At 75.5% G+C, this 24,125-nt stretch carries 15 protein-coding genes; 3 read left to right on the top strand and 12 right to left on the bottom strand.

The window, feature by feature from the left end; all coding sequences use genetic code 11:
* Positions 1-28: 28 nt before the first annotated feature.
* The gene (locus tag LV78_RS36025) at positions 29-961 is read left to right on the top strand and encodes a ribose-phosphate diphosphokinase (RefSeq protein ID WP_253850614.1); all 933 of its coding nucleotides are present in this window, start codon (positions 29-31) and stop codon (positions 959-961) included.
* A 45-nt stretch (positions 962-1,006) separates the two neighbouring features.
* Here LV78_RS36025 and LV78_RS36020 read toward each other — a convergent pair whose 3' ends face one another.
* Both LV78_RS36020 and LV78_RS36015 read right to left on the bottom strand, forming a co-directional pair.
* Positions 1,007-1,189 (bottom strand): DUF397 domain-containing protein, encoded by a 183-nt coding sequence (locus tag LV78_RS36020; protein WP_253850584.1) that lies wholly within the window; start codon positions 1,187-1,189, stop codon positions 1,007-1,009.
* 16 nt (positions 1,190-1,205) lie between these two features.
* Positions 1,206-2,051, bottom strand: a complete 846-nt coding sequence (locus LV78_RS36015) for a DUF5753 domain-containing protein (RefSeq protein WP_253850583.1) — start codon at positions 2,049-2,051, stop codon at positions 1,206-1,208.
* A gap of 161 nt (positions 2,052-2,212) precedes the next feature.
* Here LV78_RS36015 and LV78_RS36010 point away from each other — a divergent pair, with 161 nt between their 5' ends.
* Positions 2,213-2,449 carry a hypothetical protein gene (locus LV78_RS36010; RefSeq protein ID WP_253850582.1) on the top strand — a complete coding sequence of 79 codons (237 nt, stop codon included), beginning with the start codon at positions 2,213-2,215 and terminating at the stop codon, positions 2,447-2,449.
* A 73-nt stretch (positions 2,450-2,522) separates the two neighbouring features.
* Here LV78_RS36010 and LV78_RS36005 read toward each other — a convergent pair whose 3' ends face one another.
* From LV78_RS36005 to LV78_RS35970, 8 genes are all read right to left on the bottom strand, one after another.
* Complete coding sequence (locus LV78_RS36005) at positions 2,523-4,430, bottom strand: YehQ family protein (RefSeq protein WP_253850581.1); 1,908 nt, start codon at positions 4,428-4,430, stop codon at positions 2,523-2,525.
* Complete coding sequence (locus tag LV78_RS36000) at positions 4,430-5,536, bottom strand: VWA domain-containing protein (RefSeq protein WP_253850580.1); 1,107 nt, start codon at positions 5,534-5,536, stop codon at positions 4,430-4,432. The genes LV78_RS36005 and LV78_RS36000 overlap by 1 nt, the downstream gene beginning before the upstream one ends.
* A complete protein-coding gene (locus tag LV78_RS35995; protein ID WP_253850579.1) occupies positions 5,533-8,277 on the bottom strand; it encodes a DUF5682 family protein in 2,745 nt (914 codons plus the stop codon). The genes LV78_RS36000 and LV78_RS35995 overlap by 4 nt, the downstream gene beginning before the upstream one ends.
* Positions 8,277-9,368 (bottom strand): ATP-binding protein, encoded by a 1,092-nt coding sequence (locus LV78_RS35990; protein ID WP_253850578.1) that lies wholly within the window; start codon positions 9,366-9,368, stop codon positions 8,277-8,279. The genes LV78_RS35995 and LV78_RS35990 overlap by 1 nt, the downstream gene beginning before the upstream one ends.
* Positions 9,369-9,493: 125 nt before the next feature.
* A complete protein-coding gene (locus tag LV78_RS41900) occupies positions 9,494-12,775 on the bottom strand; it encodes a DUF4132 domain-containing protein (protein ID WP_253850577.1) in 3,282 nt (1,093 codons plus the stop codon).
* 136 nt (positions 12,776-12,911) lie between these two features.
* Complete coding sequence (locus tag LV78_RS35980) at positions 12,912-16,082, bottom strand: DUF4132 domain-containing protein (RefSeq protein WP_253850576.1); 3,171 nt, start codon at positions 16,080-16,082, stop codon at positions 12,912-12,914.
* A gap of 142 nt (positions 16,083-16,224) precedes the next feature.
* A complete protein-coding gene (locus LV78_RS41895; protein WP_253850575.1) occupies positions 16,225-19,521 on the bottom strand; it encodes a DUF4132 domain-containing protein in 3,297 nt (1,098 codons plus the stop codon).
* A 158-nt stretch (positions 19,522-19,679) separates the two neighbouring features.
* Positions 19,680-20,828, bottom strand: a complete 1,149-nt coding sequence (locus tag LV78_RS35970; protein ID WP_253850574.1) for a glycosyltransferase — start codon at positions 20,826-20,828, stop codon at positions 19,680-19,682.
* A gap of 232 nt (positions 20,829-21,060) precedes the next feature.
* Between LV78_RS35970 and LV78_RS35965 the strand changes: the two genes are divergently transcribed.
* Positions 21,061-21,474, top strand: a complete 414-nt coding sequence (locus tag LV78_RS35965) for an OsmC family protein (protein WP_253850573.1) — start codon at positions 21,061-21,063, stop codon at positions 21,472-21,474.
* A 199-nt stretch (positions 21,475-21,673) separates the two neighbouring features.
* Here the strand turns inward: LV78_RS35965 and LV78_RS42125 are convergent, their stop codons facing one another.
* Both LV78_RS42125 and LV78_RS35955 read right to left on the bottom strand, forming a co-directional pair.
* Positions 21,674-22,729, bottom strand: a complete 1,056-nt coding sequence (locus tag LV78_RS42125; RefSeq protein WP_372495023.1) for a DUF4383 domain-containing protein — start codon at positions 22,727-22,729, stop codon at positions 21,674-21,676.
* Positions 22,730-22,821: 92 nt separating this feature from the next.
* Positions 22,822-24,075: an SGNH/GDSL hydrolase family protein gene (locus LV78_RS35955; protein ID WP_253850572.1), complete on the bottom strand. Its 1,254-nt coding sequence runs from the start codon at positions 24,073-24,075 to the stop codon at positions 22,822-22,824.
* Positions 24,076-24,125: the final 50 nt, after the last annotated feature.

Below are 24,125 nucleotides of genomic sequence, written 5' to 3'. Positions count from 1 at the left end.
CGCTTCCGTGTCCGTCTCTGGTCGGGAAATGGTCGTGTTCGGCGGGAGCGCGCACCCTGGGCTGGCGGAGGAGATCTGCGCCGAGCTGGGGGTGCCGCTGTCGCCGACGAGGGTGACGAGGTTCGCCAACGACTGCCTGGAAGTGCAGTTGCAGGCCAACTGCCGCGAGCGGGACGTGTTCCTCGTCCAGCCGCTCGTGCCTCCGGTGCAGGAGAACCTGGTCGAACTGCTGCTGATGTTGGACGCCGCGAGGGGTGCGTCCGCGTCGCGGACGACCGTGGTGATGCCGCACTTCGCGTACGCCAGGTCCGACAAGAAGGACGCGCCGAGGATCTCGATCGGGGCGCGGCTGGTCGCGGACCTGCTGGTGACGGCCGGGGCGAGCCGGGTGCTGGCGATGACGCTGCACTCGCCGCAGGTGCACGGGTTCTTCTCGGTCCCGGTGGACCACCTGCACGCGCTGCACGAGCTGGCGGTGCACTTCCGGCGCTACGACCTGTCGAACGCGGTGGTGCTGTCCCCGGACCTGGGCAACGCGAAGGCGGCGTCGGCCTTCGCGCGACTGCTCGGGGTGCCGGTGGCGGCGGGGGCGAAGCAGCGGTTCGGCGACGACCGGGTGGTGATCAGCTCGGTGATCGGCGAGGTGCGGGGGCGGGACGTCATCGTGCTGGACGACGAGATCGCCAAGGGGAGCACGGTGATCGAGCTGCTGGACCACCTGGAGGAGTTCGACGTCGCCTCGGTGCGGATCGCCTGCACGCACGGGCTGTTCTCGGACAAGGCGGTCGAGCGGATCGGGGAGCGGGCGGAGGTGCTGGAGATCGTGTGCACGAACACGGTGCCGGTGCCGGAGGAGAAGCGCTCGGAGAAGCTGGAGGTGCTGTCGGTCGCCGGGCCGCTGGCCGAGGCGATGCGGCGCATCCACAACGGGGAATCGGTCAGCGCGCTGTTCGAGCACTGAGGTGCAGTGGTCCCGACGTCAGAGCGGGACCACCGCACCCGGTGGTCAGCGCGTGGTCCGGACGCGGTCCAGGAACGCCCGGAAGGCGCTGGGGGAGAAGGACAACGCGGGCCCGGAGCGGTTCTTGCTGTCCCGGACGGCGAAGCGCTCACCGGAGCCGGTGTGACCGCACTCGACGCACTGCGGGTCGTTGCCACCGTTGGTGTAGCTGCTGGTACGCCACTGCATGGTCTGCGCTCGCTTTCTACGATCGGTTCAGGTCGACGACCCGAGCTTCCAGTATCGCCCTGGACTGCTCCTCGGTCGCTCCCAAGTCCCAGGCGTGCTCGAAGACCAGGCGGAACCGGCTGGGTTTCTTGACGTAGTCGTTCCGGGCGATGTGGCCGACGAAAGCGAGCCATTCGTCAGGTTCCTCGTGCAGCAGCGTGAACGGATTGCTCAACCCGGTCACCGATCCCGCCGAACTCGGGATGATCTTCAAGTGCGCGGTCGGCATGGCGGAGACCGCCAGCAGGTGGTCCAGTTGGCGCGCGCCGATCTCCGGACCGCCGTCCAGCCGATCGAGCGCTGCCTCGCCCAGCGCGACCCACACCTCGGGGCCGTCCGCCCGGAAGATCCGCTGCCCGCGCTCGGCCCGATCACGTGCCAGCGCCTCCACATCGCTGGAGTCCACCAGTGGGGACTGCGACAGCACCGCATAGGCGAATTCGTGGATCTGCAAGAGGCCTGGAATCTCGTTGTAGATCATCCAGACCTTCGAGGCGCTGCGTTCGCGAGCCAGGTACTCGCGGGTGTCCACCCCGGTGCTCACCGGTTGGGCACGGGTGTTCGCCGTCGTCGCCAGCCCTCGTAAGGAGTCCGCTTCGTCGCTCGTGGGCCGGTACTCGCTGATCATCCAGTCGACCTGGGCGGGCTTCGGGGCGATCCGGGCCGTTTCCAGCTTCGACAGCTGGGACGGGTAGCCGCCGATGGCCGTGATCATCGCCGCTTCGGCCGTCCCGGTCTCCAATCCCGCCGCTTCGCGCATTCGCCGTGCCCGCTTGGCGAATTCCAACCTCGCCTCGTAGGCGTCCTGACGTGGTGCTGTCATGGCGCGAAGTCTGCACTACGGCGGATTGCGACCCGCTCGCCACTCGAATGGGTGACATTGAGTTGGCAATGCCGGGTTTCACCCTTCTGGACGCCCTGAAGTTGGCAATGCTGTCTTATTCTTCCGATGACACCGCACCTGCTGACGAGAGGCGTTCACGCATGTCCACCGAGAACCAGTCCTGGCGGATCGCGCCCACCACCGGCACGGTCCTGACCTCCTGGGTCACCCTCAACGGCGACGCCGACCTCCGGGTCACCCCGACCTCCGAGGGGCTCGAACTGAGCTGCGACGACGTGCTCGACCTCGTGCTCACCCCCGAAGCGGCCGAGAGGTTGCGCGGTCTCATCGACGCCAACCTCCCGGCCGTCCGCGAGCTCCAGGCCGCCGAGTCCTAAAAGGACACCCCGCCCGCCGGAACCCCGCCCGCCGGAACGCTGCTCACCTGAACTCCGCTCACCTGAACCCCGCTCACCTGAACTCCGCCGTCACCAACAGCCTCAGGTAAGCCCCCAGCCAGCTCTCCTCACCGGGCGCAGCCGCGAAGGCCGACACGAGCTCCGCCGCCTTCACCAACCCCACCCGCCGCAGCTCCGCAGCCGCCACCGCCAACCGCTCCGGCATGGTCGCGGCCAGGTGCTCCAGCCCCCGGTGCGCCGCCTCCGCGCACAGCGACAGCGCCGACTCCAGCGCCTCCGCCAGCACGTCCCGCTCCAGGTCCACCCCGCCCGCCAACCCGCCCGCCCGACCACCGGCCAGGTCGGGCACCACCGCCCCACCCGGCGTCAGCACCGCGAACGGCGTGATCACCAGCCGTCCGCCGGTCCGGCTCAGCGCCCCGCTCACGTGCGTCGGGCCCGCCGCCAGCGCCTCCGCCAGCGCGTCCAGCGCCGCCGGGGTCGTGCTGCTGTACGTGGCGCGCACCAGCGCCCGCGTCCCGGCCGCGTCCACCACCACCGCCTCCAGCCGCTGCGCGCCGGGGTCGTACCCGACCGTCAGCACCCGCGCGACCTCCACCACCCGCACGTGCTCGGCCTCGACCCTGGCCCGCACCACGCGGGGCGCCAGCGCCGCCAGCTCCGCCCCGGCCGCCGCCAGGTCGCGCACCAGCACCGGGGAGCGCAACCCCGTCCAGGCCGAGCCCAGCGGGGTCACCGACGTCTTCGCCACCCGGCTCGCCGTCAACCGCACCACCCGGCTCGGGCTGCGCACCGCCGACTCCGACACCACGTTCGCCGCCGCCAGCGCGCCCAGCGTCGTGCCGGACAGCCGCCGCCCGGCCAGGTCGTGCCCGGTCGGCCGCTCGTCCTCCCCGAGCTGCCAGCGGTGCCGCAGCACGAGGACCCCGTCGCCGTCCGCGAAGAACACCTCCGCAGTCCGGTCCTCGCTGGTGCCGGTCACCCGGCAGCCCAGCGACGTCAGCCGCACCCGCCGCATCGGGGTCTCGGCCGCCTCGTCGAAGCCCAGCACCGTCGAGCGCGGCCCGGTCGCCCGCGCCCGCGCGCGCACCTCCGCCACCAGCTCGGCGACCCGCTCCACCCGGTGCCGCGCCCCGCGCGCCCGGTACGCCGCCAACTGCTCGGCCAGCTCGCCGACCGCGGCGGCGGGCCAGTGCATCCCGGCCGCCGTCAGCTCCCGCCGCGACCGCTCCAGCGCCGCGTCCAGCACCGGCCCGCTGTGCACGGCCCCCTCGCGCAGCAGCTGACCGGTCAGCTCCACGACCTCGGTCAACGGGCCGTCCGACGGCGCCTCCCCGGACGTGGCGCCACCCGCGTCGAACCGCACCACCGGCTCCGCGAACCCGCGCTCGTCCGCCTCCCGGAACGCCAGCACCGCCAGCGCCACCAGCTGGTCCCGCCGCAGCGCCGCCGCGTCCGTGCTCGCGTACCCCAGCTCGCCGGGCACCAGGAACCGCACCGTCGCCGACGGCAGCTCGGCCGCCGCCACCGGGTCCGCCTCGCTCGCCCTGCGCAGCACCACCGGCACCCCGCCGCGCAGCACCCGCCGCGCCGCCGCCACCGCCCGCTCGCCGAACGCGGCCACCAGCTCCGCGTCCGCCACCGACCCCGGCGACCACGGGACGAACACCTCCTCCTCCGCGCCACCGTGCTCCCGCTGGTACGCCAGCACCACCGCGATCCGGTGCCTGCACGCCCCGCGCGCCCCGCACGAGCACGGCGCCGCGTCCAGCCCCGCGCCCGGCGGCAGCACGGTCGTCACCCCGTCCGGGAACACCCCGGTGACGGCGCCGTCGTCCGCGACGGCCAGCTCGGGCCCGGCCCCCGCCTCCACCTCGCGGGTCGCCCGCTTCACCAGGCCCCGGTTGGCCAGGTCGACCAGCGCGTCGGACGTCAGCGCCAGCAGATCGGCACGCCGCACTACCCCATCCTCTCCGCGACGAACTCCGCCAGCTCACCCGGCGTCATCGCGCCCACGTGCGCGCCGACGTTCGCCAGCCGCTGAGCCATGTCCCGGTCGTACGCGGGCGCCGCGTCCTCGTCCAGCGCCGCCAGCCCGAGCACCTGCGTGCCCTGCGCGGCCAGGTCCCGCACCACCCGCACGAGCGCCCGCTCGTCCCCGCCCTCGTAGAAGTCGGTGATCAGCACGACGATCGACCGCCTCGGGTTCTCCACCAGCCCCGCCGCGTACGCCATCGCCTTCGCGATGTCCGTGCCACCGCCCAGCTGCACCTTCATCAGCAGCTCGACCGGGTCGGTGACGTCGCTGGTCAGGTCCACCACCTGGGTGTCGAACGCGACCAGGTGCGTCTTGAGCCCCGGCAGGTTCCACAGGCACGCCGCCGTCACCGCCGAGTGGATCACCGAACCGGCCATCGAACCGGACTGGTCGACCACCAGCACCAGCTGCCAGGAGTCCAGGTGCTTGCGGGTGCGGGAGGTGAACCTCGGCTCCTCGATCGAGATCCGCCGGGTCTCCGGCTCGTAGTGCGCCAGGTTCGCGCGGATCGTGCCCCGGAAGTCGAAGTTCCTTGCCTGCTTGAAGTTCGACCGCCTGCGCGAGCGCGCCCCGGTGAACGAGCGGCGCACCTCGCGGGCCAGCCGCGCCATCAGGTCGCGCACCACCGCCTCCACGACGCGCCGCGCCATCGCGAGCACCGCCGGGTTCATCAGGTGCTTGGTGCGCATGACCGCGCGCAGCAGCGCCACGCTCGGCTCGACCCGCTCCAGCACGCCGGGGTCGGTGACCACCTCGGTGATGCCGTACGTCTCGACCGCGTCCCGCTCCAACCGCTCGATCGTGCGGCGCGGGAACAGCCGGTGCACGTCGTCCAGCCAGTCCACCACCCGCAGCACCGAGTCGCCGCTGCCCGCGCGCCGCACGTCCCGGCCGTCCAGCCCCTCGTCGCGCTCGTACAGCCAGGCCAGCGCGGCGTCGCGGCTCAGCGCGTCGCCGCCCAGCCCGCCCGCGCACCGGTCGGCGGGGCTGCCCAGGATCAGCCGCCACCGCTCCATCTCGTCGCTCACGCCAACCCCTCCCTCGTCAGCAGCCCGTCCACGAACGCCTCCAGGGTGGTGGCCCGCACGTGCAGCGCCGGGTCCACCCGCGAGCGCACCAGCTCGCGCGCCGACCCGTCCACGCCCCGGTGCTCCAGCAGCAGCCCGGCGATGCGCTCCCGCTCGGCGGGCGGGAAGAACGCGAACGCCTGGCGCAGCGCGGGCAGCGCCTCCAGGAAGTCGTCGCCGGTGAAGCCCTCGACCACCTCGTCCAGCACCGCGACCACGCCCGGCGCGCTCAGCACCTCCTCGCGGGCGAGCGCGAACAGCCCGGCCAGCCAGTCGCCCACGACCGAGGCCGACGACGTGCCGCGCACCGCGCCCTCCGGGTCGGCCCGCGCGCCCAGCGCCCAGGCCAGCCCGAACCCGGCGCCGCGCAGGTCGGGCGGCGAACCGGGGTCGCGGCTGATCCGCAGGCCGACGCCCGCCGCCGCGTCCCGGTCCAGCGCGAGCGCGCCGGGCGCGTGCAGCACGGCGTCGCGGACGGCGGCGAGCGCGGTGAGCCGCTGCGGCTCGGCCGGGGCCGTCGCGCCCCGCACGCCCTCGGCCAGCCACAGCGCGCGCGTCACCCCGGCGTCCAGCACCAGGCCGAGGCGCGGGTCGCGGGCGGAGCCGAACACCCGGTCGTGCCGCCACAGGCCCAGCACGTCGGCCAGGACACCGCCCAGCTCGACCAGGTCGCCCGCGCGGGCGACACCGGCGACGAGCGTGTCGAGCACGTCGTCGGGCAGGTCGCCCACCCCGCACAGGGCGGCGTCGAACAGCAGCGCGGACAACTCCCCGATCCCGGCCTCCCGAGCCCGCTCGCGCAGCACCGCGCCCGCAGCCTCGGCCGGGGTGGCACCGTGCGCGGCGGCCTCGATGAGCGCGGGCACGCGGTTGTCCTCGTCGGCCAGTCGCCACTTCTCCCGCACCTCGGGGTCCCCGCCGCCCGACGGCCCGGACAGCCGGTCGAGGCCGGGGACGTCCAGCACCCGCAACCGGTGCAGCAACCTGCTCCGCTCCAGCCCGCGCGGGTCGGTCAGGACGAGGTCGACGGTCCGGTCGCCGTCGAGGCCGAGCGCGGCCAGCGCCTCGCCGACGCTCGCCACCAGCGGCGGCGCGGGCGTGTCCGGGTGCAACCTGCCGACCCGGTCCCCGCTGAGCGCGGCGACCATCTCGACCACGGCCGGGTGCGCGCCGGGCAGGAGCACGCCGCGCCGCGTCCACGGCGGCGGCTGGGCGAGGTCCTCGGAGACGAGCGCGGAGGTGAGCCCGTCGAGCACGTCGACCCGAGCCGGAACCGGGTGCCCGCGCAGCACGGCGAGCCCCTCGGCCTGCGTGCGCGCCGCGATGAGGTCCGCGGTGGACACCACCTGCTTCCGCAGGCGCAACCGCGTGACCACCGCTTCGAGCAACCCCTCGGCCGCCCCGCGCCTGCCGGACTCCCACAGGCGCTGGTAGTAGGCGGGGGAGGGCATTCCGGACTCGTAGCCGGTGAACGCGTCCAGACGGCGGAAGGAGTACGGGACCAGATAGCTCGCGCCGACCGAGCCGGGAGCGGGCTGCGGCACCTCGGGCCACCCGGATGGGGGAGCGGTGGGGGTCGGGGAACCGATGTCGATCTTCGGGGGGCCGAAGTCGGTGGTGGGGGTGGGGGCGGAGCCGGGCGCGGGGGCAGAACCGGGCACCGTGGCGGAACTGGGGACGGGGCCTACCCCGCCGGGCGCGTCCGCGCTCTCGGGAACCGCGCCGCCTCGCGCAGCACTCACGCCCGAGCCGCCACCCACCAGACCGCCGCCGGCCGAGCTACTGCCCGCCGGGCCATTACTGGCCGAGCCGTCGCCCGGCGAACCCCCGCCCGGCGTGCCGCCGCCATCGCCGTCCGTCAACGCGGCCACGCCCTTCGAGCCGTCGGCCCGGAGCGGCGCGACCCCCGCGCCCAGCCCGGCGTCCTGCGCCTGCCCGGCACTGCCCCCGTCGAAGGGAGCCACTTCCGGCGCACCCCCCACCTTCGCCGCAGGTGGCCCACCCCCCACCTTCACCGCAGGTGGCACCAGAGCCCCGTGGTCCACGTGGTCCGGGATGTGCCTGCCCTCCACCAGGGCGCGCAGCGCGGGCGTGTGGAAGCCGCCCGTCACCACGACCACCGGCTCGTCGCCCGCGTCCGCCAGCGCCGCGCGGACCCACGACGCCATGTGCTCCTCGCGCGTCCGGTTGCCCTCGCTCGCCTCGGTCCCACCTCGCAGCAGGTCGAAGTACGCGTCCAGGCGCTCCGCCAGGCCGTCGCGGTCCGGGATCTCGAACAGGTGGTCCCACAGCGCGTCCACGTTGTCCACCGCGAACTCCGCGCACAGCAGCTCCACCGCGTCCGCGTGCCCCGCCTCCGCGTCCGCGTACCGGTTCCGCACGTCCCAGAACGCCGGGTGCCACGAGGGCAGGTCGATGAACCGCACCTGCGCGCCCACCTCCCGGCCCGCGTTCAGCGCCACCCACTCCGGCGAGTACTCGCAGAACGGGCTCCACGACGCGTGCGCCCGCTGCTCGTCGCGCCGGTAGCTGTACAGCGCGATCGGCAGCTCGTGGCCCAGCAGCAGCTCGTCCAACCGCCCGTTGACGTCGGCGGGCCCCTCCACCAGCACGTGCGCGGGCCGCAACCGCCGGATCACCTCGTCGACCAGCGCGCTGCACGCCGGGCTGTGGTGCCGGACGCCCAGGTAGACCGCGCCCATCAGCCGGGCAGCAGGTGTCGGGCCTGGTGCAGCTCGGACCACTGCTCGCCCTTGCGGCGACCGGCCTGCTGCTCCAGGTAGCGGCGCAGCTTGGCCAGGTCGTCCGGGCTGTCCTTGGCCGCCGTGCCCGCCAGGCACTCGACCACGTCGGCGGCCGTGCCCGCCTCACCGCGCAGGTACCAGCCGCGCAGGCCCACCGCGTGCGCCACCGACACCGCCTCCGCCGTGCTCATCACCGTGCTCAGCCGGTCCGCCTGCCCGCTGCCGCCCTCGCGCAGGTCGCGGAACGTGCGCACCAGCACCTCCAGCACGTCCCGGCGCGGCGGCACGCCCACCCCGGACCGCTCCAGCAGCTTCGCCGACTCCTGCTCGACCAGCTCCAGCTCGGTGCGCAGGTCCGCGATCGGGAACACGGTCTCGAAGTTGAACCGCCGCTTCAGCGCCGCGCTCATCTCGTTCACGCCCCGGTCGCGGGTGTTCGCCGTGGCGATCACGTTGAACCCGGCCTTCGCGAACACCATGCTGTCGCGCCCGATCAGCTCCGGCACCGCCACGACCCGCTCGGACAGCAGCGACAACATGCAGTCCTGCACCTCGAGCGGACAGCGGGTGATCTCCTCGAACCGCACCACCTTGCCCTCGGCCATGCCGCGCAGCATCGGCGCGGGCACCAGCGAGCGCGGCGACGGGCCCTCGGCGACCAGCAGCGCGTAGTTCCACGAGTACTTGATCTGGTCCTCGGTGGTGGCCGCGCCGCCCTGGATGGTCAGCGTCGACTCGCCGCACACCGCCGCCGCGATCAGCTCGGACAGCAGCGACTTGGCCGTGCCCGGCTCGCCGACCAGCATCAGGCCCCGGCTGGTGGCCAGGGTGACGAGGGAGCGGTCGACCAGCGACGGGTCGCCGACGAACTTGCGGCTCACCCCGAGCCTGTCGTCGCCCACCACGAACCGGCGGGCGGCGTCCAGGCTCAGCGCCCAGCCCGGTGGCCGGTGCGCCCGGTCGGACTCGCGCAGCCTGGCCAGCTCGTCGGCGAAGCGCACCTCGGCAGGGGGGCGCTGCAGGTCGTCGGGGAAGTCGGTGTCGGACACGGCGGAACCCTCGGTCTCCTCGGTGCGGACGGGTGGTCTTCGTGCGGGGCCTGCGGTGGGACGGGTGCTGCGCTTGGGGAAAGTACCTGGTCAGGCGGGTTCGAACGGGTCAGCGGATCAGCAGGTCAGCGGACTAGCCGGGCGAGGTCGCCCAGCACCTCGGACACCGCCACCGGGTCGGCGGTCCCGAACCGGTGGACGTGCTCGCGCTCCGACTCCGGGGAGCCGTCGGTGATCCACACCCCGGTGATCCGCTGCTCGTCCTGCGTGGTGGCGGGGTCGCGATCCAGACCGGGGTCGAACTCGAGCACGACCGCGCGCCCGTCCGGCAGCGGACGCCGCACCCGGTCGACCACCCCGCCGTTGCCCCGGCTGTCCTGCTCCCACCCCGACCGGAGCAGGCCGTGGAACAGCCCGGACTGCCCCAGCCGGTCCTGGAACCGGACCAGCGCGGTCGCCCCGGCCTCCTCCTCGGTCAGCCGGTGCACGGGTCTGCTGAGCTGGCGGAACGGTTGCAGCACCTCGTAGTCCGCGAGCAGCGCCGTCCAGGCCGCGAGGTCCGCGCCCAGCCGCACCGGGTGGGCGAGCAGCACCCGCTCGTCGGCGCCCAGCTCGACCGGGTTCTCGTCCAGGTCGCTGAGGGTGCGGTCCTCGGCCAGGCGGAACGCCACGCCCGACTCGGTGATCCAGACCAGCCTGCGGGCCAGGTGCCACACCAGCGGGTGACCGGCGAACAGCGTGGTGAACTCCTCCGCGCTCCACGTCCGGCCCGTCACCATCGCCTTCTCCAGGCGGGCGATCTGCCCGGTGGCCGCCGTGCGCACGTCCTTCTTCAGCGCCGCGAACCGCGCGTGCGCCTCGGGCGCGAGCACCCGGTTGTCGCGCGCGCCGGGCTTGGGCAGCGCCTTGAGCCGCTTGCCGTCCCCGTCGACCACGTACGGGGTGAGCTGCTCGTCGAACCCGACCGTGAACCGCCTCGGCCCGTAGTCCAGCACCAGCGTGCCGTCCGGGGACAGGTCGAAGTCCGGCACCAGCCGGTCCGACAGCTGCTCCGACGTCAAACCCCGCCCGGTCGCCACCTCGTCCAGCCTGGCCTGCGCCCTGGCCCGCACGCCCTTGTGCTTGACCCGCCTGACCAAGGAGTCCAGGTGCAGCAGCGCCACGTCCGTGCCGAGCCGCGCCAGCACGTCCAGCGCGGTCGCCGCCCGCGCGTGCCCGCCATCGGACGGCCACATCCGGATCAGCGGGCTCAGCTCGCGCACCACCTCGTCGTCACCGACCAGGCCGAGCCCGGTGAGCGCCCAGCCCTCCTTGGCGGGCATCCCCGACAACCGCCACAGCTCGAACACCTCCTGCGCGAACCGGGCCAGCGACGTCGGGTCGCACACCTGCCGCACCTGCTCCAGCCCCGCGTACGGCTCGTCCGGCGTGGACAGCGCCAGCACCACCAGCACGTTCCGCACCGCCTGCGTCGGCAGCGCCCGCTCCCCGCCGCGCAGCAGCAGCTGCGGCAGCGCGTCCTCGTCCACCCAGTCCGGGAGCGCGGGGACCTTCGCGGGCAGCACGTCCAGCGGGTCCACCGCCAGCGACGCGGCCACGATCGTGGCCACCCGCTCGCCGTGCTCGCGCGCGGCGGTCAGCGCGTGCTCGGGGATCTGGCGGAGCGCGTTCTCCGCCGCCCGCCGCCTCGCCCCGGCGGGCCCGACCGCGACCGGCACCAGCAGCCGGGCCGCGACGACCCCGTGCCGCTCCAGCCAGTGCCGCGCGACCGGGCGGACGGTCCGCACCCGCACCAGCCAGTCCGCGACCAGCTCGGCCACCTCGGGCGTCGCGCACGGCAGCACCAGCTCGGCGAGAGTCGCGGGCCGCGCCCTGGCCAGCGCCAGCGCCTGCGGCAGCGCGTCCAGCCCGTACCGGGCGACCAGCGGCCTGCCCCACCGCTCCGCGCCCCTCGGGTCCGGCGTCCAGTCCGCCAGCAGCGGGCGGACCTCGTCCTCGGGGCCGCCCACGAACAGCGGCGGCTCCTCGTGCCTCCAGCGCAGCTCGCCCGCCCGGTAGTCCCGCACCAGGGCCGCCCACTCGGCCGGGGTCCGAATCCCGAACCCCACCGCCGACCAGGTCTCGCGCTCACCCGGCTCCCACACCAGCGCGTTCTCGGCCACAGGCTCCAGCCCCGGCACGACCTCCGGCTTGGCGGCCCGCCCCCGACGAAGCCACGGCGGCGACACCAGCACCGGTGGCAGCTCGTCCACCCCGGCCTCGGGCGCGCTGCGGTGCGCGGCCCGGACGCGCTCCAGCGCCACCAGCACCCGCTCCGGCACCCCGGCCAGGTCCACCTCGCGGAACTTCACCACCAGCGCGCGCAGCAGCCGCGCGGCCTCGCTGGTCGACGGCCTGCCCTCGGCCTCGGCGTGCAGCAGCCGCAGCGCCCGCTCCGGGTCGCGCAGGGACATCTCCAGCAGGACGGCCCGCGCGTGCCGCTGCTTGACCCTGGGCAGCAGGAACTGGAACGGCTCGTCACCCGGCATCGACGCGATCACGTCGAGCACGTCCCGGTGCCCCCGCACCGGCAGGTCCAGCAGCCGCTCCAGCACGGGCAGCAGGTCGTGGCCCATGACGTCCAGCGCGGTGTGCAGCACCACGGGCGTGGTCACGTGCCAGAGCACCCAGTCCAGGCGCAGCAACCGCCGGAGCTGGTCGGCCGTCGCGACCGACAGCAGCACCGCCCAGCCGTTCGCTGAGTTCCGGGAACCGCCCAGGACCTCGGTGACGACCTCCTCCAGCCAGTCCGCCTCGCCCGGCACGAGGTAGCCGACCACCAGCCTGGTCTCGGGGGTGACCCGAAGACCGGCCAGCGCGGCGACCACCTCGGCGTGCTCCTCGTCCGGGCACACCGCCAGCAGCGACCGCACCAGGAGCCCGCCCACCACCTCGGACGGCCGCCCACCGCCCGGCACGTCCCGGCGCAGCCGCCTGCGGGGCACGCCGTCCTCGTCCGGGTGGCCGAACACCGTGATCCGGGACAGCTCCACCACCGCCGCCGCGGCGAACACCAGCCCGTGCGCGTCGACCCAGGCCGCCACCAGCCCCTCCGCGCCGGGGTGCCCCTGGTCCAGCAGCAGGCGGGCGACGGCCGCCGCGCCCAGCGGGTTCGGGTCGCCGTCCAGGTGCGCGTTCGCGGCGTCGACCAGCTCGGGCACGCTCCCGCTCACCCTGGTCGTCCAGGAGCCGCCCCCGGTCTCCGCGATGAGCAGCGCGCCGAGCGCCTGGGCGGACAGCTCCTCGCGCCGGTCCACCCGGCCCGCCGCCGCGCCCGCCACCACCACGTCCTCGGGCCGCGTCCGACCGCCCCGCCTCGGGCGCGCCTCGCTCCGCACGCCCGAGGGGAGCCGGAACTCCCCGATCACGCCCCCCGCAGTCCCCACTGCCGTCCTTCCGAAGTCCTCCGACCGAATCACGGAGAACCGTACGACGGCGGTCTGACAATTCCGGTTCCCGGACCGGTCGCGACGGCGGTCCACATCGGACGAGCGGTCCGGTCGCTCAGGGGGCCAGTCCCAGCAGGTCCGCCACCACCTCGGACACCACCACCGCGTCGGCCGTCCCGAACGGGCCCCGCTCGCCGATCCGCACCCCGGTGATCCGCTGCCCGGTCCCCACCGGGACGCGCCCGCGCGGCAGGGCCGGGTCCAGCCCGACCACCACCTCGCGCCCGTCCGGCAGCGCCCGCCGCACCCGCCCGATCGGACCGCCCAGCCCGCCCGCCTGCCTCCAGGGCCCCCGGTCGAGCAGCGCGACCACCTTCCCGTTCAGCACCGGGAAGTCCCGGAACCGGGCCAGCTCGTCCGAACCGGCCTCCTCGGCGGTGAGCCGGTGCACGGGTCTGCCCAGCTGCGGGAACGGTTGCAGCACCTCGTAGTCGGCCAGCAGCTCCGCCCACGCCTCCAGGTCGTCGCCCAGCCGCAGCGGGTGGGCGATCGCCACCCGCTCGTCCGGGCCCAGCTCGACCCGGTGCTCGCGCAGGTCGCCCAGCGTGCGGTCCTCGGCCAGCCGGAACGCCACGCCCGCCTCGGTGACCCACACCAGCCGGTGCGCCAGGAGCCACAGCAGCGGGTGGCCGGTGAACAGGCGGGCGAACTCCTCCGCGCCCCACGTCCGGCCCTCCACCATCGCCCGCTCCAGCCGGGTGATCTGCTCGGCGGCGCAGGCGCGCAGGGCCTTCCTCAGCGCCGCGAACCGCTCGTGCGCCCGCGCGGCCAGCGCCGCGTCGTCGCGCGCCCCCGGCTTGGGCAGCGACTTGAGCCGCTTGCCGTCCGGCCCGGTCACGTGCGGCCTGAGCTGCTCGTCGAACCCGACCACGAACCGCCTCGGCCCGAAGTCCAGCACCAGCGCGCCGTCCGGGGAGAGCCCGAAGTCCGGCACCAGCCGGTCGGACAGCTCCTCGGCGCCGAGCCCCCGCGCGGTCGCGATCGCGTCCAGCTCCCGCTGCGCCCGCTCCCGCAACCACTTGTGCCTCAGCCGCCGCGAGGCGTCGTCCAGGAAGGCCAGTGCCAGGTCCGTGCCGATCCGCGCCAGCACCGCCAGCCCGACGTCGGCCTTGGCGCACCCGATCGGCCACACCGGGATCAGCGGGCTCAGCGCGCGCACCACCTGGTCGTCGCCGACCAGGCCGAGGCCGGTCAGCGCCCAGCGCTCCTCGGGCGGCGCCCCGGCCATCCGCCACCGGTCGAACACCACCCAGGCGAACCGGGCCAGCGACGCCGGGTCGCACGCCTCCCGCGCCTGCTCCAGCCCGGCGTGCGGGTCCTCCGGGGTGGACAGCGCCAGCACCACCAGCAGGTGCCGCACCGCCTCGTCCGGCAGCGCCGTCCCGCCGACCCGCAGCACCTGCGGCAGCAGGTCCACGTCCAGCCACGACGGGATGGCGGGAACCCGGACCGGCAGCACGTCCACCGGGTCCAGCGCCAGTGACGCGGCCACGATCGCTGCCACCCGCTCGCCGTGCTCGCGCGCGGCGGTCACGGCGTGCTCGGGGATCTGCCGCAGCGCGTGCTCCGCCGCCCGCCGCTCGACCCCGGCCGGTCCGACCGCGACCGGCACCAGCAACCGGGCCGCGTCCACCCCGTGCCGCTCCAGCCAGCCGCGGGCGATCGGCCGCGCGTGCCTGTACCGCACCAGCCAGTCGACCATCACCGCCGCGACCTCGGGCGTCGCGAACGGCGCGAGCAGCCTGCCCAGCGAGGTCGGCCGGACCCGGCCCAGCTCCAGGGCCTGCGGCAGCACGGCCAGGCCGAACCGGGCGACCACCGGCCTGCCCCACTCCTCGGCCGCCCACGGCTCCGGCCGCCAGTGCGCCAGCAGCGGTCGGGCCAGCTCCTCGGGACCCCGCGCGAACAGCGCCGAGCCGTGGTTGGTCGGCTGACCGGACGCGCAGGCCCGCGCCAGCTCCGCCCAGTCGGCCGGGTCCGAGCCCGTGCGGGGCTGCTTCGCCAGCCAGGCCTCCCGCTCACCCGGCTCCCAGACCAGGCGCGGCTCCGCAGGCGCTTCCAGCCCCGCCACGACGACCGGCTCGGCGGCCCTCCGGCGCTCCTGCGCCCACGGCGGCGCGGCCAGCACGGGCGGCAGGCCGTCGGCGGACGCGGGCGCGGCCCGGTGCGCGGCGCGCTCCCGCGCCAGCACGGCCCCGGCGGGCCCGGCCGCGTCCAGGTCGGCCGACTCGACCGCGAGGGAGCGCAGCACCAGCGCCGCGTCCGACAGCGCGTGCCCGTCCTCGGCCTCGGCGGCCAGCAGGCGCACCGCCCGCTCCGGGTCGCTCCCGGCCAGCGCGCGGACCACGGGGCGGACCTCGCGCTCGCCGAGGCGGGGGAGCAGGACCGCGAAGGCCTCGTCCCCCGGCAGCGCCGCCAGGACCGCCGCGACCAGGTCGCGGGTCTTCGCGGGCAGCTCCGGCGTCCCGAGCAGCCGGTCGAGCGCGGGCAGCAGGTCGTGGCCCAGCGCGTCCAGCGCGGTCCACAGGACGTCCGGGGCCGACAGCTCCCCGAGCACCCAGTCCAGGCCCAGCAGGCGGGTGAGCTGGTCGGCGGCGCCGATCGAGGTCAGCAGCGGGGCGTTCGCGGCGGACCCGCCCTCCCGCACGACCTCGGCCACCACCTCCTCGACCCACGCCCGCTCGGTGGGCAGGAGGTAGCCGACCAGCAGCCTGCCCTGCGGGGTGTCCCGCGCCCCGGCCAGCGCGGCGACCACCTCCGCGTGCTCGGCGTCGCCGCACGCGGCCAGCAGCGAGCGCACCCGCAGCGCCAGGTCCCGCTCCTGCCAGCGGATCGGGCGCGAGTCCGGCCGGAGCTCGCGCAGGTGCCAGCCGTGGCCGCCCGCCGGGCGCGAGCAGTGCACCGCCTCCACCCGCGCCAGCTCGGCGATCGCCCGCGCGGCGAACACCAGTCCGTGCGCCTCCACCCAGGCGTCCGCGAGCCGCAGCACGCGAGGGTGCTCCTGGTTCGCCAGCAGCCGCAGCACGGCCGCCGCGCCCAGCGGCGTCGGCGAGCCGTCCAGGTGCTCCTCGGCTGCCCTGACCAGGTGCGGCAGGCTCCCGACCGGCCTGCGGGCCGCGCCGTCGTCGGTCCCGACGCCGGTGAGCGCCGCGCGCGAGCCCTCCGACAGCTCCGCGCGGACGTCCGCCCGGTCGGCAGCCGCGCCCCGCAGCGGAGCGGCGTCCACCGCGGTCCGACCGCCCCGCCTCGGGTGCACGTGGACCCGAGCCTGAGAGGGGAGCGCGAAGTCCCCGCCGCCGTCGTGCACTGCCGCCCCCTGAAGTCGTCCGTCCCGAGTGGAGCGAACCGTACGTCAGGGGTCCGACAGCTCAGCGGGTCAAACCGACCAGATCCCCCAGCACCTCGGACATCGCCACCGGGTCGACCGTCCCGAACCGGTGCGACTGGGCCCGCCACGACCCCGGCTCGTGGTCGGTGATCCACACCTCGGTGGTCTTCTGGTCCAGCTCGGAGTAGTCGTAGCCGCGCGGGACACCGGGGTCCAGGCCGACCACGACCGCGCGCCCGTCCGGCAGCGGTCGCTGCACCCAGTCGACCACGCCGCCGTCCGACGCGTCCTGGTCCCAGCCCTTGTTCAGCAGCCCGAACACCTTCCCGTACGGCACCGCGAGCCCCTCGAACCTGCTCAGCCGGAACGCCCGCGCCTCCTCGGCGGTGAGCCGGTGCACGGGCCTGCCCAGCTGCGGGAACGGTTGCAGCACCTCGTAGTCGGCCAGCAGCTCCGCCCACGCCTCCAGGTCGTCGCCCAACCGCATCGGGTGGGCCAGCGCGACCCGCTCGTCGGCGCCCAGCTCGACCGGGTTCTCGTCCACATCGCCGAGGGTGCGGTCCTCGGCCAGGCGGAAGGCCAGTCCCGCCTCGGTGATCCAGACCAGCCTGCGCGCCAGGTGCCACACCAGCGGGTGACCGGCGAACAGGGTCGTGAACTCCTCCGCGCTCCACGACCGACCCGCCAGCATCGCCTTCTCCAACCGGGCGATCTGCGCGGTCGCCGCCGTGCGCACGTCCTTCTTCAGCGCCGCGAACCGCTGGTGCGCCGCCGGGGCCAGCTCCGCGTCGTCGCGCGCCCCCGGCTTGGGCAGCGACTTCAGCCGCTTGCCGTCCCCGCCCACCACGTGCGGCTTGAGCTGCTCGTCGAACCCGACCGTGAACCGCCTCGGCCCGTAGTCCAGCACCAGCGTGCCGTCCGGGGACAGGTCGAAGTCCGGCACCAGCCGGTCGGACAGCTGGTCCGCGGTGAGCCCCAGCGAGGTCGCGACCTCGGCCAGCCGCTCCTGCGCCTTGTTCCGCACGCCCTTGTGCTTCACCCGCCGCGCCACGTCGTCCAGGTGCACCAGCGCCACGCCGCTGCCGATCCGCGCCAGCACGTCCAGCCCGACCACCGCCCTGGCGTGCCCGCCCTCGGCGGGCCACGACCTGAGCTGCGGGCTCAGCGCGCGCACCACCTCGTCGTCGCCGACCAGCCCCAGCGCGGTCAGCGCCCACCCGTCCTTCGACGGCGTGCCCGCGAGCCGCCACTGGTCGAACACCGCCCAGGCGAACCGGGCCAGCGACGCCGGGTCGCACGCCCGCCGCACCTGCTCCAGCCCCGCGTACGGCTCGTCCGGCGCGGAGATCGCCAGCGCCACCAGCAGGTTCCGCGCCGCCTCCTCCGGCAGCGCCGCCGCGCCACCGCGCAGCAGCACCTGCGGCAGCAGGTCAGGGTCCAGCCACGAGGGGGTGGTGGGGATCTTGACCGGCAGCACGTCCAGCGGGTCCAGCGCCAGCGCCTCGGCCACGATCCCGGCCACCTGACCGCCGTGCTCGCGCGCGGCGGTCAGCGCGTGCTCGGGGATCTGCCGCAGCGCGTTCTCCGCCGCCCGCCGCTTGACCCCGGCGGGCCCGACCGCGACCGGGACCAGGAACCGGGCCGCGTCCACCCCGTGCCGCTCCAGCCAGCGCCGCGCCACCGGCCGCGCCGACTTCAGCCGCACCAGCCAGTCCGCGACCAGCGCCGCCACCTCGGGCGCCGCGTACGGCAGCACCAGCTCGGCCAGCGTGCCCGGCCGGGCCTTGGCCAGCGCCACGACCTGCGGCAGCACGTCCAGCCCGAACCTGGCGATCAGCGGCCTGCCCCACCGCTCGGCCGCCCACGGGTCCGGCTTCCAGTCCGCCAGCAGCGGGCGGACCAGCCGCTCGGCGGCGTGCACGAACATCGCCGGGTGGTCGTAGGACGAGCGCAGGTGACCGGCCACGTAGGCCCGCACCGTGGCCTCCCAGTCCGGGAAGCGGCGCGGCCGGTAGTGCTCGGACCGCCAGGCCTCGAACTCCCCCGGCTCCCACACCAGCCCCGGCCGGGCCAGCGGTTCCAGGCCCTTCACGACCTTCGGCTTCGCGGCCTTCCTGCGCTCCCGCGCCCACGGCGGCGAGGCCAGCACCGGCGGCACGCCCTCGGTGGACGCGGGCACGGCCCGGTGCGCGGCCCGCTCCCGCTCCAGCGCGGTCCTGGTCGCCTCGGGGAGGGCGCTCACGTCCAGGTCGGTGAACTTGACCGCGACCGCGCGCAGCACCTTCGCCGCGTCCGAGGTCGCCTGCTTGCCCGCCGCCTCGGCGACCAGCAGCCGCAGCGCCCGCTCCGGGTCGCGCCCGGCCATCGAGTGCGCGGCGAGGCGGACCGGCCGCTGCTTGAGCCGGGGGAGCAGCAGCGCGTACGCCTCGTCGCCGGGCAGCTCCGCCAGCACCTCCAGCACGTGGCCGTGCGCCTGCGCGGACAGGTGCTCGACGTCGAGCAGTCGCGCCAGCGCGGGCAGCACGTCGTGGCCCATCGCGTCCAGCGCGGTCCACAGCACCTCGGGGGAGGGCAGGTACCACATCACCCAGCCCAGGTGCATCAGGCGGACGAGCTGGTCGGGGGTGCTCACCGAGGTCAGCACCAGGGCGCTGTCCGAGGAGTGCGCGGGACCGCCGAGGGTCTCGACGACGACCTCGTCCACCCACGCCCGCTCACCGGGCGCCAGGTAGCCGACCACCAGCCTGCCCTGCGGGGTGTCGCGCGAGCTCGCCAGCGCGGCCACCACCTCGGCGTGCTCCTCCTCCGGGCACGCCGCGAGCAGGGCGCGCGTCCTCCGCAGCAGCTCCAGCTCGGGGGAGGAGACGTCGCGCACGTCGGAGGAGCGGTGGCGCAGGGTCCAGCGGGGCTTGGCGCCGTCGGCGGGCCGGTGCAGCACCACGTCCACCCTGGCCAGCTCGGCCACCGCCCGCGCGGCGAACAGCAGGCCGTGCGCGTCGACCCAGGCGTCCACGATCGCGGGCACGCGCGGGTGCGCCTGGTGCAGCAGCAGCCGCAGCACGGCCGCCGCGCCCAGCGGGGTGGGGGAGCCGTCCAGGTGGGCGTTCGCCGCGGCGGCCAGCTCGGGATCGCCTGCCGGGCCGGTGACGGCGTCGGACCTGACGAGCGCCCAGCGCGCGCCGCTGGACAGCTCCTCGCGCACGTCGGGCCTGCTCGCAGCCGCGCCCGGATCGACCGCCGCGTCCGGGCGCACGTGCCCACCGCGCCTCACGTGCACGTGAGCGCGCTTGCTCGCGGGGATCCGGAAATCCCCGTCCCCGACCCCCGTGGTGCGCACTGCGGTCCTCCCGAAGCGGTCCGTCCGAATTGCGGCGAACGGTACGACGGGGGTCTGACAGTTCCGGTTCCCCGCAGGTCAGGGCACCTGCGGTCCGTCCACGGAGGACCCGGCGCCCCCGCCGCCGCGCCCGTGGCGGCGGGGGCGCGAGAAGCCCGTCAGGTCGCCTCGGCGACGATCTCCGGCCCCACTCCCAGCTCGACGCCCGCCGCCTGCGCGCACACCTGGGCGACCTCGTGCGCCACCCGCTCCCACGCGTAGCGCACCCGCACCCGGTCCGCGCCCGCGATGCCGTAGGCGTCCCGGCGCGCGTCGTCCACCAGCAGCGACCGCAGCACCCCGGTCAGCGCCTTCCGGTCGCGCGGCGGCACCAGCACGCCGGTCACCCCGTCCACCACGGTGTCCGCCAGGCCGCCCACCGCCGTCGCCACGACCGGGACGCCGCAGGCCATGGCCTCCAGCGCCACCAGCCCGAAGTCCTCCGCCCACGGCACCTGCACCACCGCGTCGGCGGAGCGCAGCAGCGCGGGCACCTCCTCGCGCCGCACCCGGCCGGGCAGCCGCAAGCGTCCGGCCACGCCCAGCTCGGCGGCCCGCGCCCGCGCCCGGTCCACGCCGAGCGCGTCACCGCCCAGCACCACCAGCTCCGCCTCGGGCAGCGCCCGCAGCGCCCACATCAGGTCGTCGACCCCGCGCTCGGGGGCCAGGTCGTTCACCGAAACCAGCCGCTGCGGCGCCCTGCGCGGCGCGACCGGGCCCTCCGGGGCGAACCGGGCGCGGTCCACCCCGAACGGCACCACGGAGATCCGCTGCCTCGGCACGCCCAGCCGGACCAGCGCGGTCAGCTCCGCCGAGCTCGACGCGATCACCGCCGAGGCCTCCCGGCCCACCAGGCGCTCGGTGTTCGCCCGCTGCTGATCGGTTCCGGGATCGGCCAGGGTGTGGAAGCTCTGCACCACGGGCGTCCCGGTCCGGCGGGCGCCCAGGAGCGCGGCGAGGCCGGAGGTCCAGTGGTGGGCGTGCACGACGTCGGGGGCGTCGTCCTGCCAGCGGCGGGCCAGCGCGCGGGCGAAGTCGCCGAGGTGCGCGGACGGGTCGGCCGCCCTGCGGGACACCGCCGACAGCTCCACCACCTCGTAGCCGCGCGCGCGGGTCGCCTCCCGACCGGCCTCGCCCGAGGTGTGCACCACGACCTCGTGGCCCGCCGAGGCGAGGGCGGCGGCCAGTTCCGCCACGTGCACCCGCAGCGCGCCACCGGTCCCGGCGTGCAGTGGGTTGGCTGATTCGGAGACCAGGGCGATCTTCACGGGTGCACCTCTCGGTTGCCGGTCGGCTGGCGAGCACGGCTGGGCGCAGAGGTGCCACTACGGAGAGGGCAGCGCTCACCCAACCGGGAAAACGGCTGCTGGGCTGAACCGTCCGCAACCTCACCGTAACCGACCGTCCGGTTGGTGCAACTCGCACACGGGTGGCATGACGCACGGTTGCGATCATCGCTGGACGGGGTAACCCGCGCGCACCACACGGAGGGAGCGACGCATGACCAGCGCAGGCATGACCGCCGCCGAACTGCACACCTCGATCGCCACCGCAGCCGAGGCCGGGGTGGTGGTCGACGGCGCCGAGGCGGGCGAGCTGCCCATCGGCCTGCCCGCGCACCTTGGCGGCCGGGGCGGCGGGTGGGCGCCCGAGGACCTCTACGCCGCGGCCCTCGCCTCCTGCCTGCACCAGACCGTCGTGCGGATGGCCGCGAGCGGCGGGCACAGCACCACCGGCAGCTCGGTGAGCGCGGCCGTCGGGCTGCGGCACGACGGCGCCGAGCGGCAGGACTTCGAGGTGCGGTTCAAGGTCGAGCTGCCGGGGGTCTCGGACGAGGCGGCCCGGAAGGACCTGGTCGACCTGGCCGTCTCGCACTGCCCGATGGTGGGCGGCTGGCCGGTCGACGTGGCGTGATCGGGCTTCCCCCTGCCGAGGGACACCCGGTGGGGAACCGGAGCGGCGCGGGCGCTGTGTTCTTCAACGGCCCCGCGCCGCTCCGGGCGAACCACCAGGGGTGATCCTCACCGCGATCGAACGCGCGCACGCGGCACCAGCGTGATACCCGGCAACCCCTGCGGCCAATCACCGGACCGGGAACGCGTTTCCCCCGAGGTCACCGGTGCGGCTGCTCGCCCGCCTGGCCCTCGCCGAACTGCTCGGGGCCGGGGTAGACGCCCCTGGCCCGCTCGATCGCGGTCGTCGCCACCCCGAGCAGCACCATGGCCAGGCCGAGCGCCAGGTGCAGCAGGTTGTCGGCGGCGTTGAACGGCACGAAGTTCGCCGCGCTGGCCTCGTGCACGGCCGAGCCGAACAGCCACAGCACCAGGTACACGCCGCCGCCCACGACCAGGTAGGCCCTGGACGCGCCCCGGTTCGCCGCCGCCGCGACACCGATCGCGCCGAACAGCAGGTGCACCGCGTTGTGCAGCACCGACACCTGGAAGACGCCGAGCAGCATCGCGGTCGAGTGGGTGCCCGCGAAGGCCAGGTCCGAGTAGTTCGTGGTGATGCCGGGGATGAAGCCCAGCACGCCGACCAGCAGGAACACCGCGCCCACCCCCAGCGCGACGGCCTGGCCGGGGGTTCGGGCGCCCAGGCCGGGGCGCTTGCCGGGGCCGACCTGGGCCTTGGCCCTCGCCTTCGCGGCCCGCGCGCGCAGGGTGTCGGGGTGCACCGGGGCGGCGCCGGAGGCGGCACTGGAACCGGTGGTCGCGCTGGAACCGGTGGCGCTCCCCGGAGTGGCGGTGCTGCCGGAACCGATTGCGCTCCCGGCGCCCGCCCGCGCGGCGGTCTCCCCCGGAGCGGCTGCCTGAGCAGGTCCCGGAGCGTCGGCGCGCGCGGCCCCGGTGATGGTGGGGTTGTCCACCGCAGGGTCTGCGATCCACCCGGCCCCGGCAGGCGCGGCTCCGGCCTGCGCCGGGCCTGCCCCGGCGAACCCGGTCCCCACCTGCGCCGGGCCCGTGCCGGTCGGGTCGGCCCCGATCGTCCCGGTCCCGGTCGCGTCGGCCGCCGCCTGCGCCGACTGCGCAGCCTCCGGCTCCTCCCGGTGCTGGCGGGGGACGTCCACGTCCTGCGGTGGCACGACCCCCGCCCGCTCGTCCCGCCGCGCCCGACTCGTGCCCGCGCCGGCCCGCGCGCCACCCGAGCGGCGACCGTCCTCTTCCGGCATGGCCCGACCTCCTCGCCCGTCGTGAAGTCCGACCCCCGTCACGGAGTCCGACCCCCGCCGCGTACCCGGCCCGGACGAGCGGAAACGGCCGTTCAGCCGACCGTGACCACCCCTGCGGGTGACCTCGTGCAGCGCACCTCCCGGCTCGCGGTCGCCGCCGCGCCCGCCAGGCACTCGCCCAGCACCCCGTGCCCGGCGACCGACGGGTGCCAAGACTCCTGGCACGTCTGGAAGTGGTCCACGCAGGTGCGGGCGATGCGCTGGATGGCGATCTTGTCCTTGCCCGCCAGGTCGGTCACCGGCACCCCGCTCGGCCCGTCCTGCAACCGGATCGGCGTGGCCAGCGCCCCCGCCGGGCTCACGTCGGTCTCGCACAGCCGCGCCCCGTCGAACGCCCGCTGCACGTCCAGCAGCACCAGGTCCGCGCCCGGCCGCTCGGCGGACAGGGTGGCGTGCACGTCGCGCACCAGCGCGCCCAGACCGGCCGAGAACCCGTGGCCGGGGGACAGGCTCGCCCGGTGGATCGGGCAGCCAGCCGCGTACCGCTCCGCGCCCAGCGCGCGGAACTTGTCCCTGGTGTCGTCGCGGTCCTCCTCGGAGTGGTAGCGGGCGGCGAGGTCGGTGGGCAGCGGGTTTGTGTAGTCCTGGAGCACCACCCGGTGCGCGCCGTCCGCGTCGACCTCGGCCAGCACGTCCAGCACCTGCCGCACGGCGGCGACCGTCTCGGCGGTGGCGGCGGCCAGCTGGGCCGGGGTGGCCAGGTCCGACGGGTAGCAGGGCTGCTGCGGCACGTCGCCCGCCCAGAACTCCCACCAGCCGGTCCAGGCGTCCGCGATGAACCGGTTCGCGCACAGCTCGGCGACCTGGCCGAAGGTGAACGAGCTGTTGTTGGAGCCGAGGCCGATCAGCACCAGGTCGACGTCGCCGGTGCGGGCGGTGGCGCGCAGCTGGTCGAGCTGGGAGGCGACGGAGCGGCCGTTCGGGCGGGACGCGGACGGCGCGGCGACGTCCTGGGGCCTGCCGCCGGAGCAGGCCAGGTTCACCCGCTGGGTGATGCCGGGCAGGGCGGCGCGGAACAGGGAGGCGTTCGCGGAGCGGTGGCAGAAGAACGCGTTGCTGTTCGGCGCGGACCACCCGGGAAAGGCCTGGGGGGTTCCGGTCAGGTCGGTGACGGGGAGGTAGTCGCCCGCGCCCTCACCGCTGACGAAGCTGTCGCCGAGCGCGACGGCGGTGGGTGGGAGAGCGGCTGCCCCCGCTGCGGGGCGTGCTGCGGCTGACGGGGCTAAGGCGCAGGTCAGGATGGCCGCGAGCGCTGCGGCGAGCGTGCGGGACGGGCGGTTTCGCACGGGTTTCTCCTCGGTGCGGGAAATGCATTCCCGGTCGATCCGAGCACGAT

It is taken from the genome of Actinosynnema pretiosum (assembly GCF_024171695.1).
GTDB classification, from domain to species: domain Bacteria; phylum Actinomycetota; class Actinomycetes; order Mycobacteriales; family Pseudonocardiaceae; genus Actinosynnema; species Actinosynnema pretiosum.
This window is presented reverse-complemented; position numbering and strand designations above follow the sequence as displayed.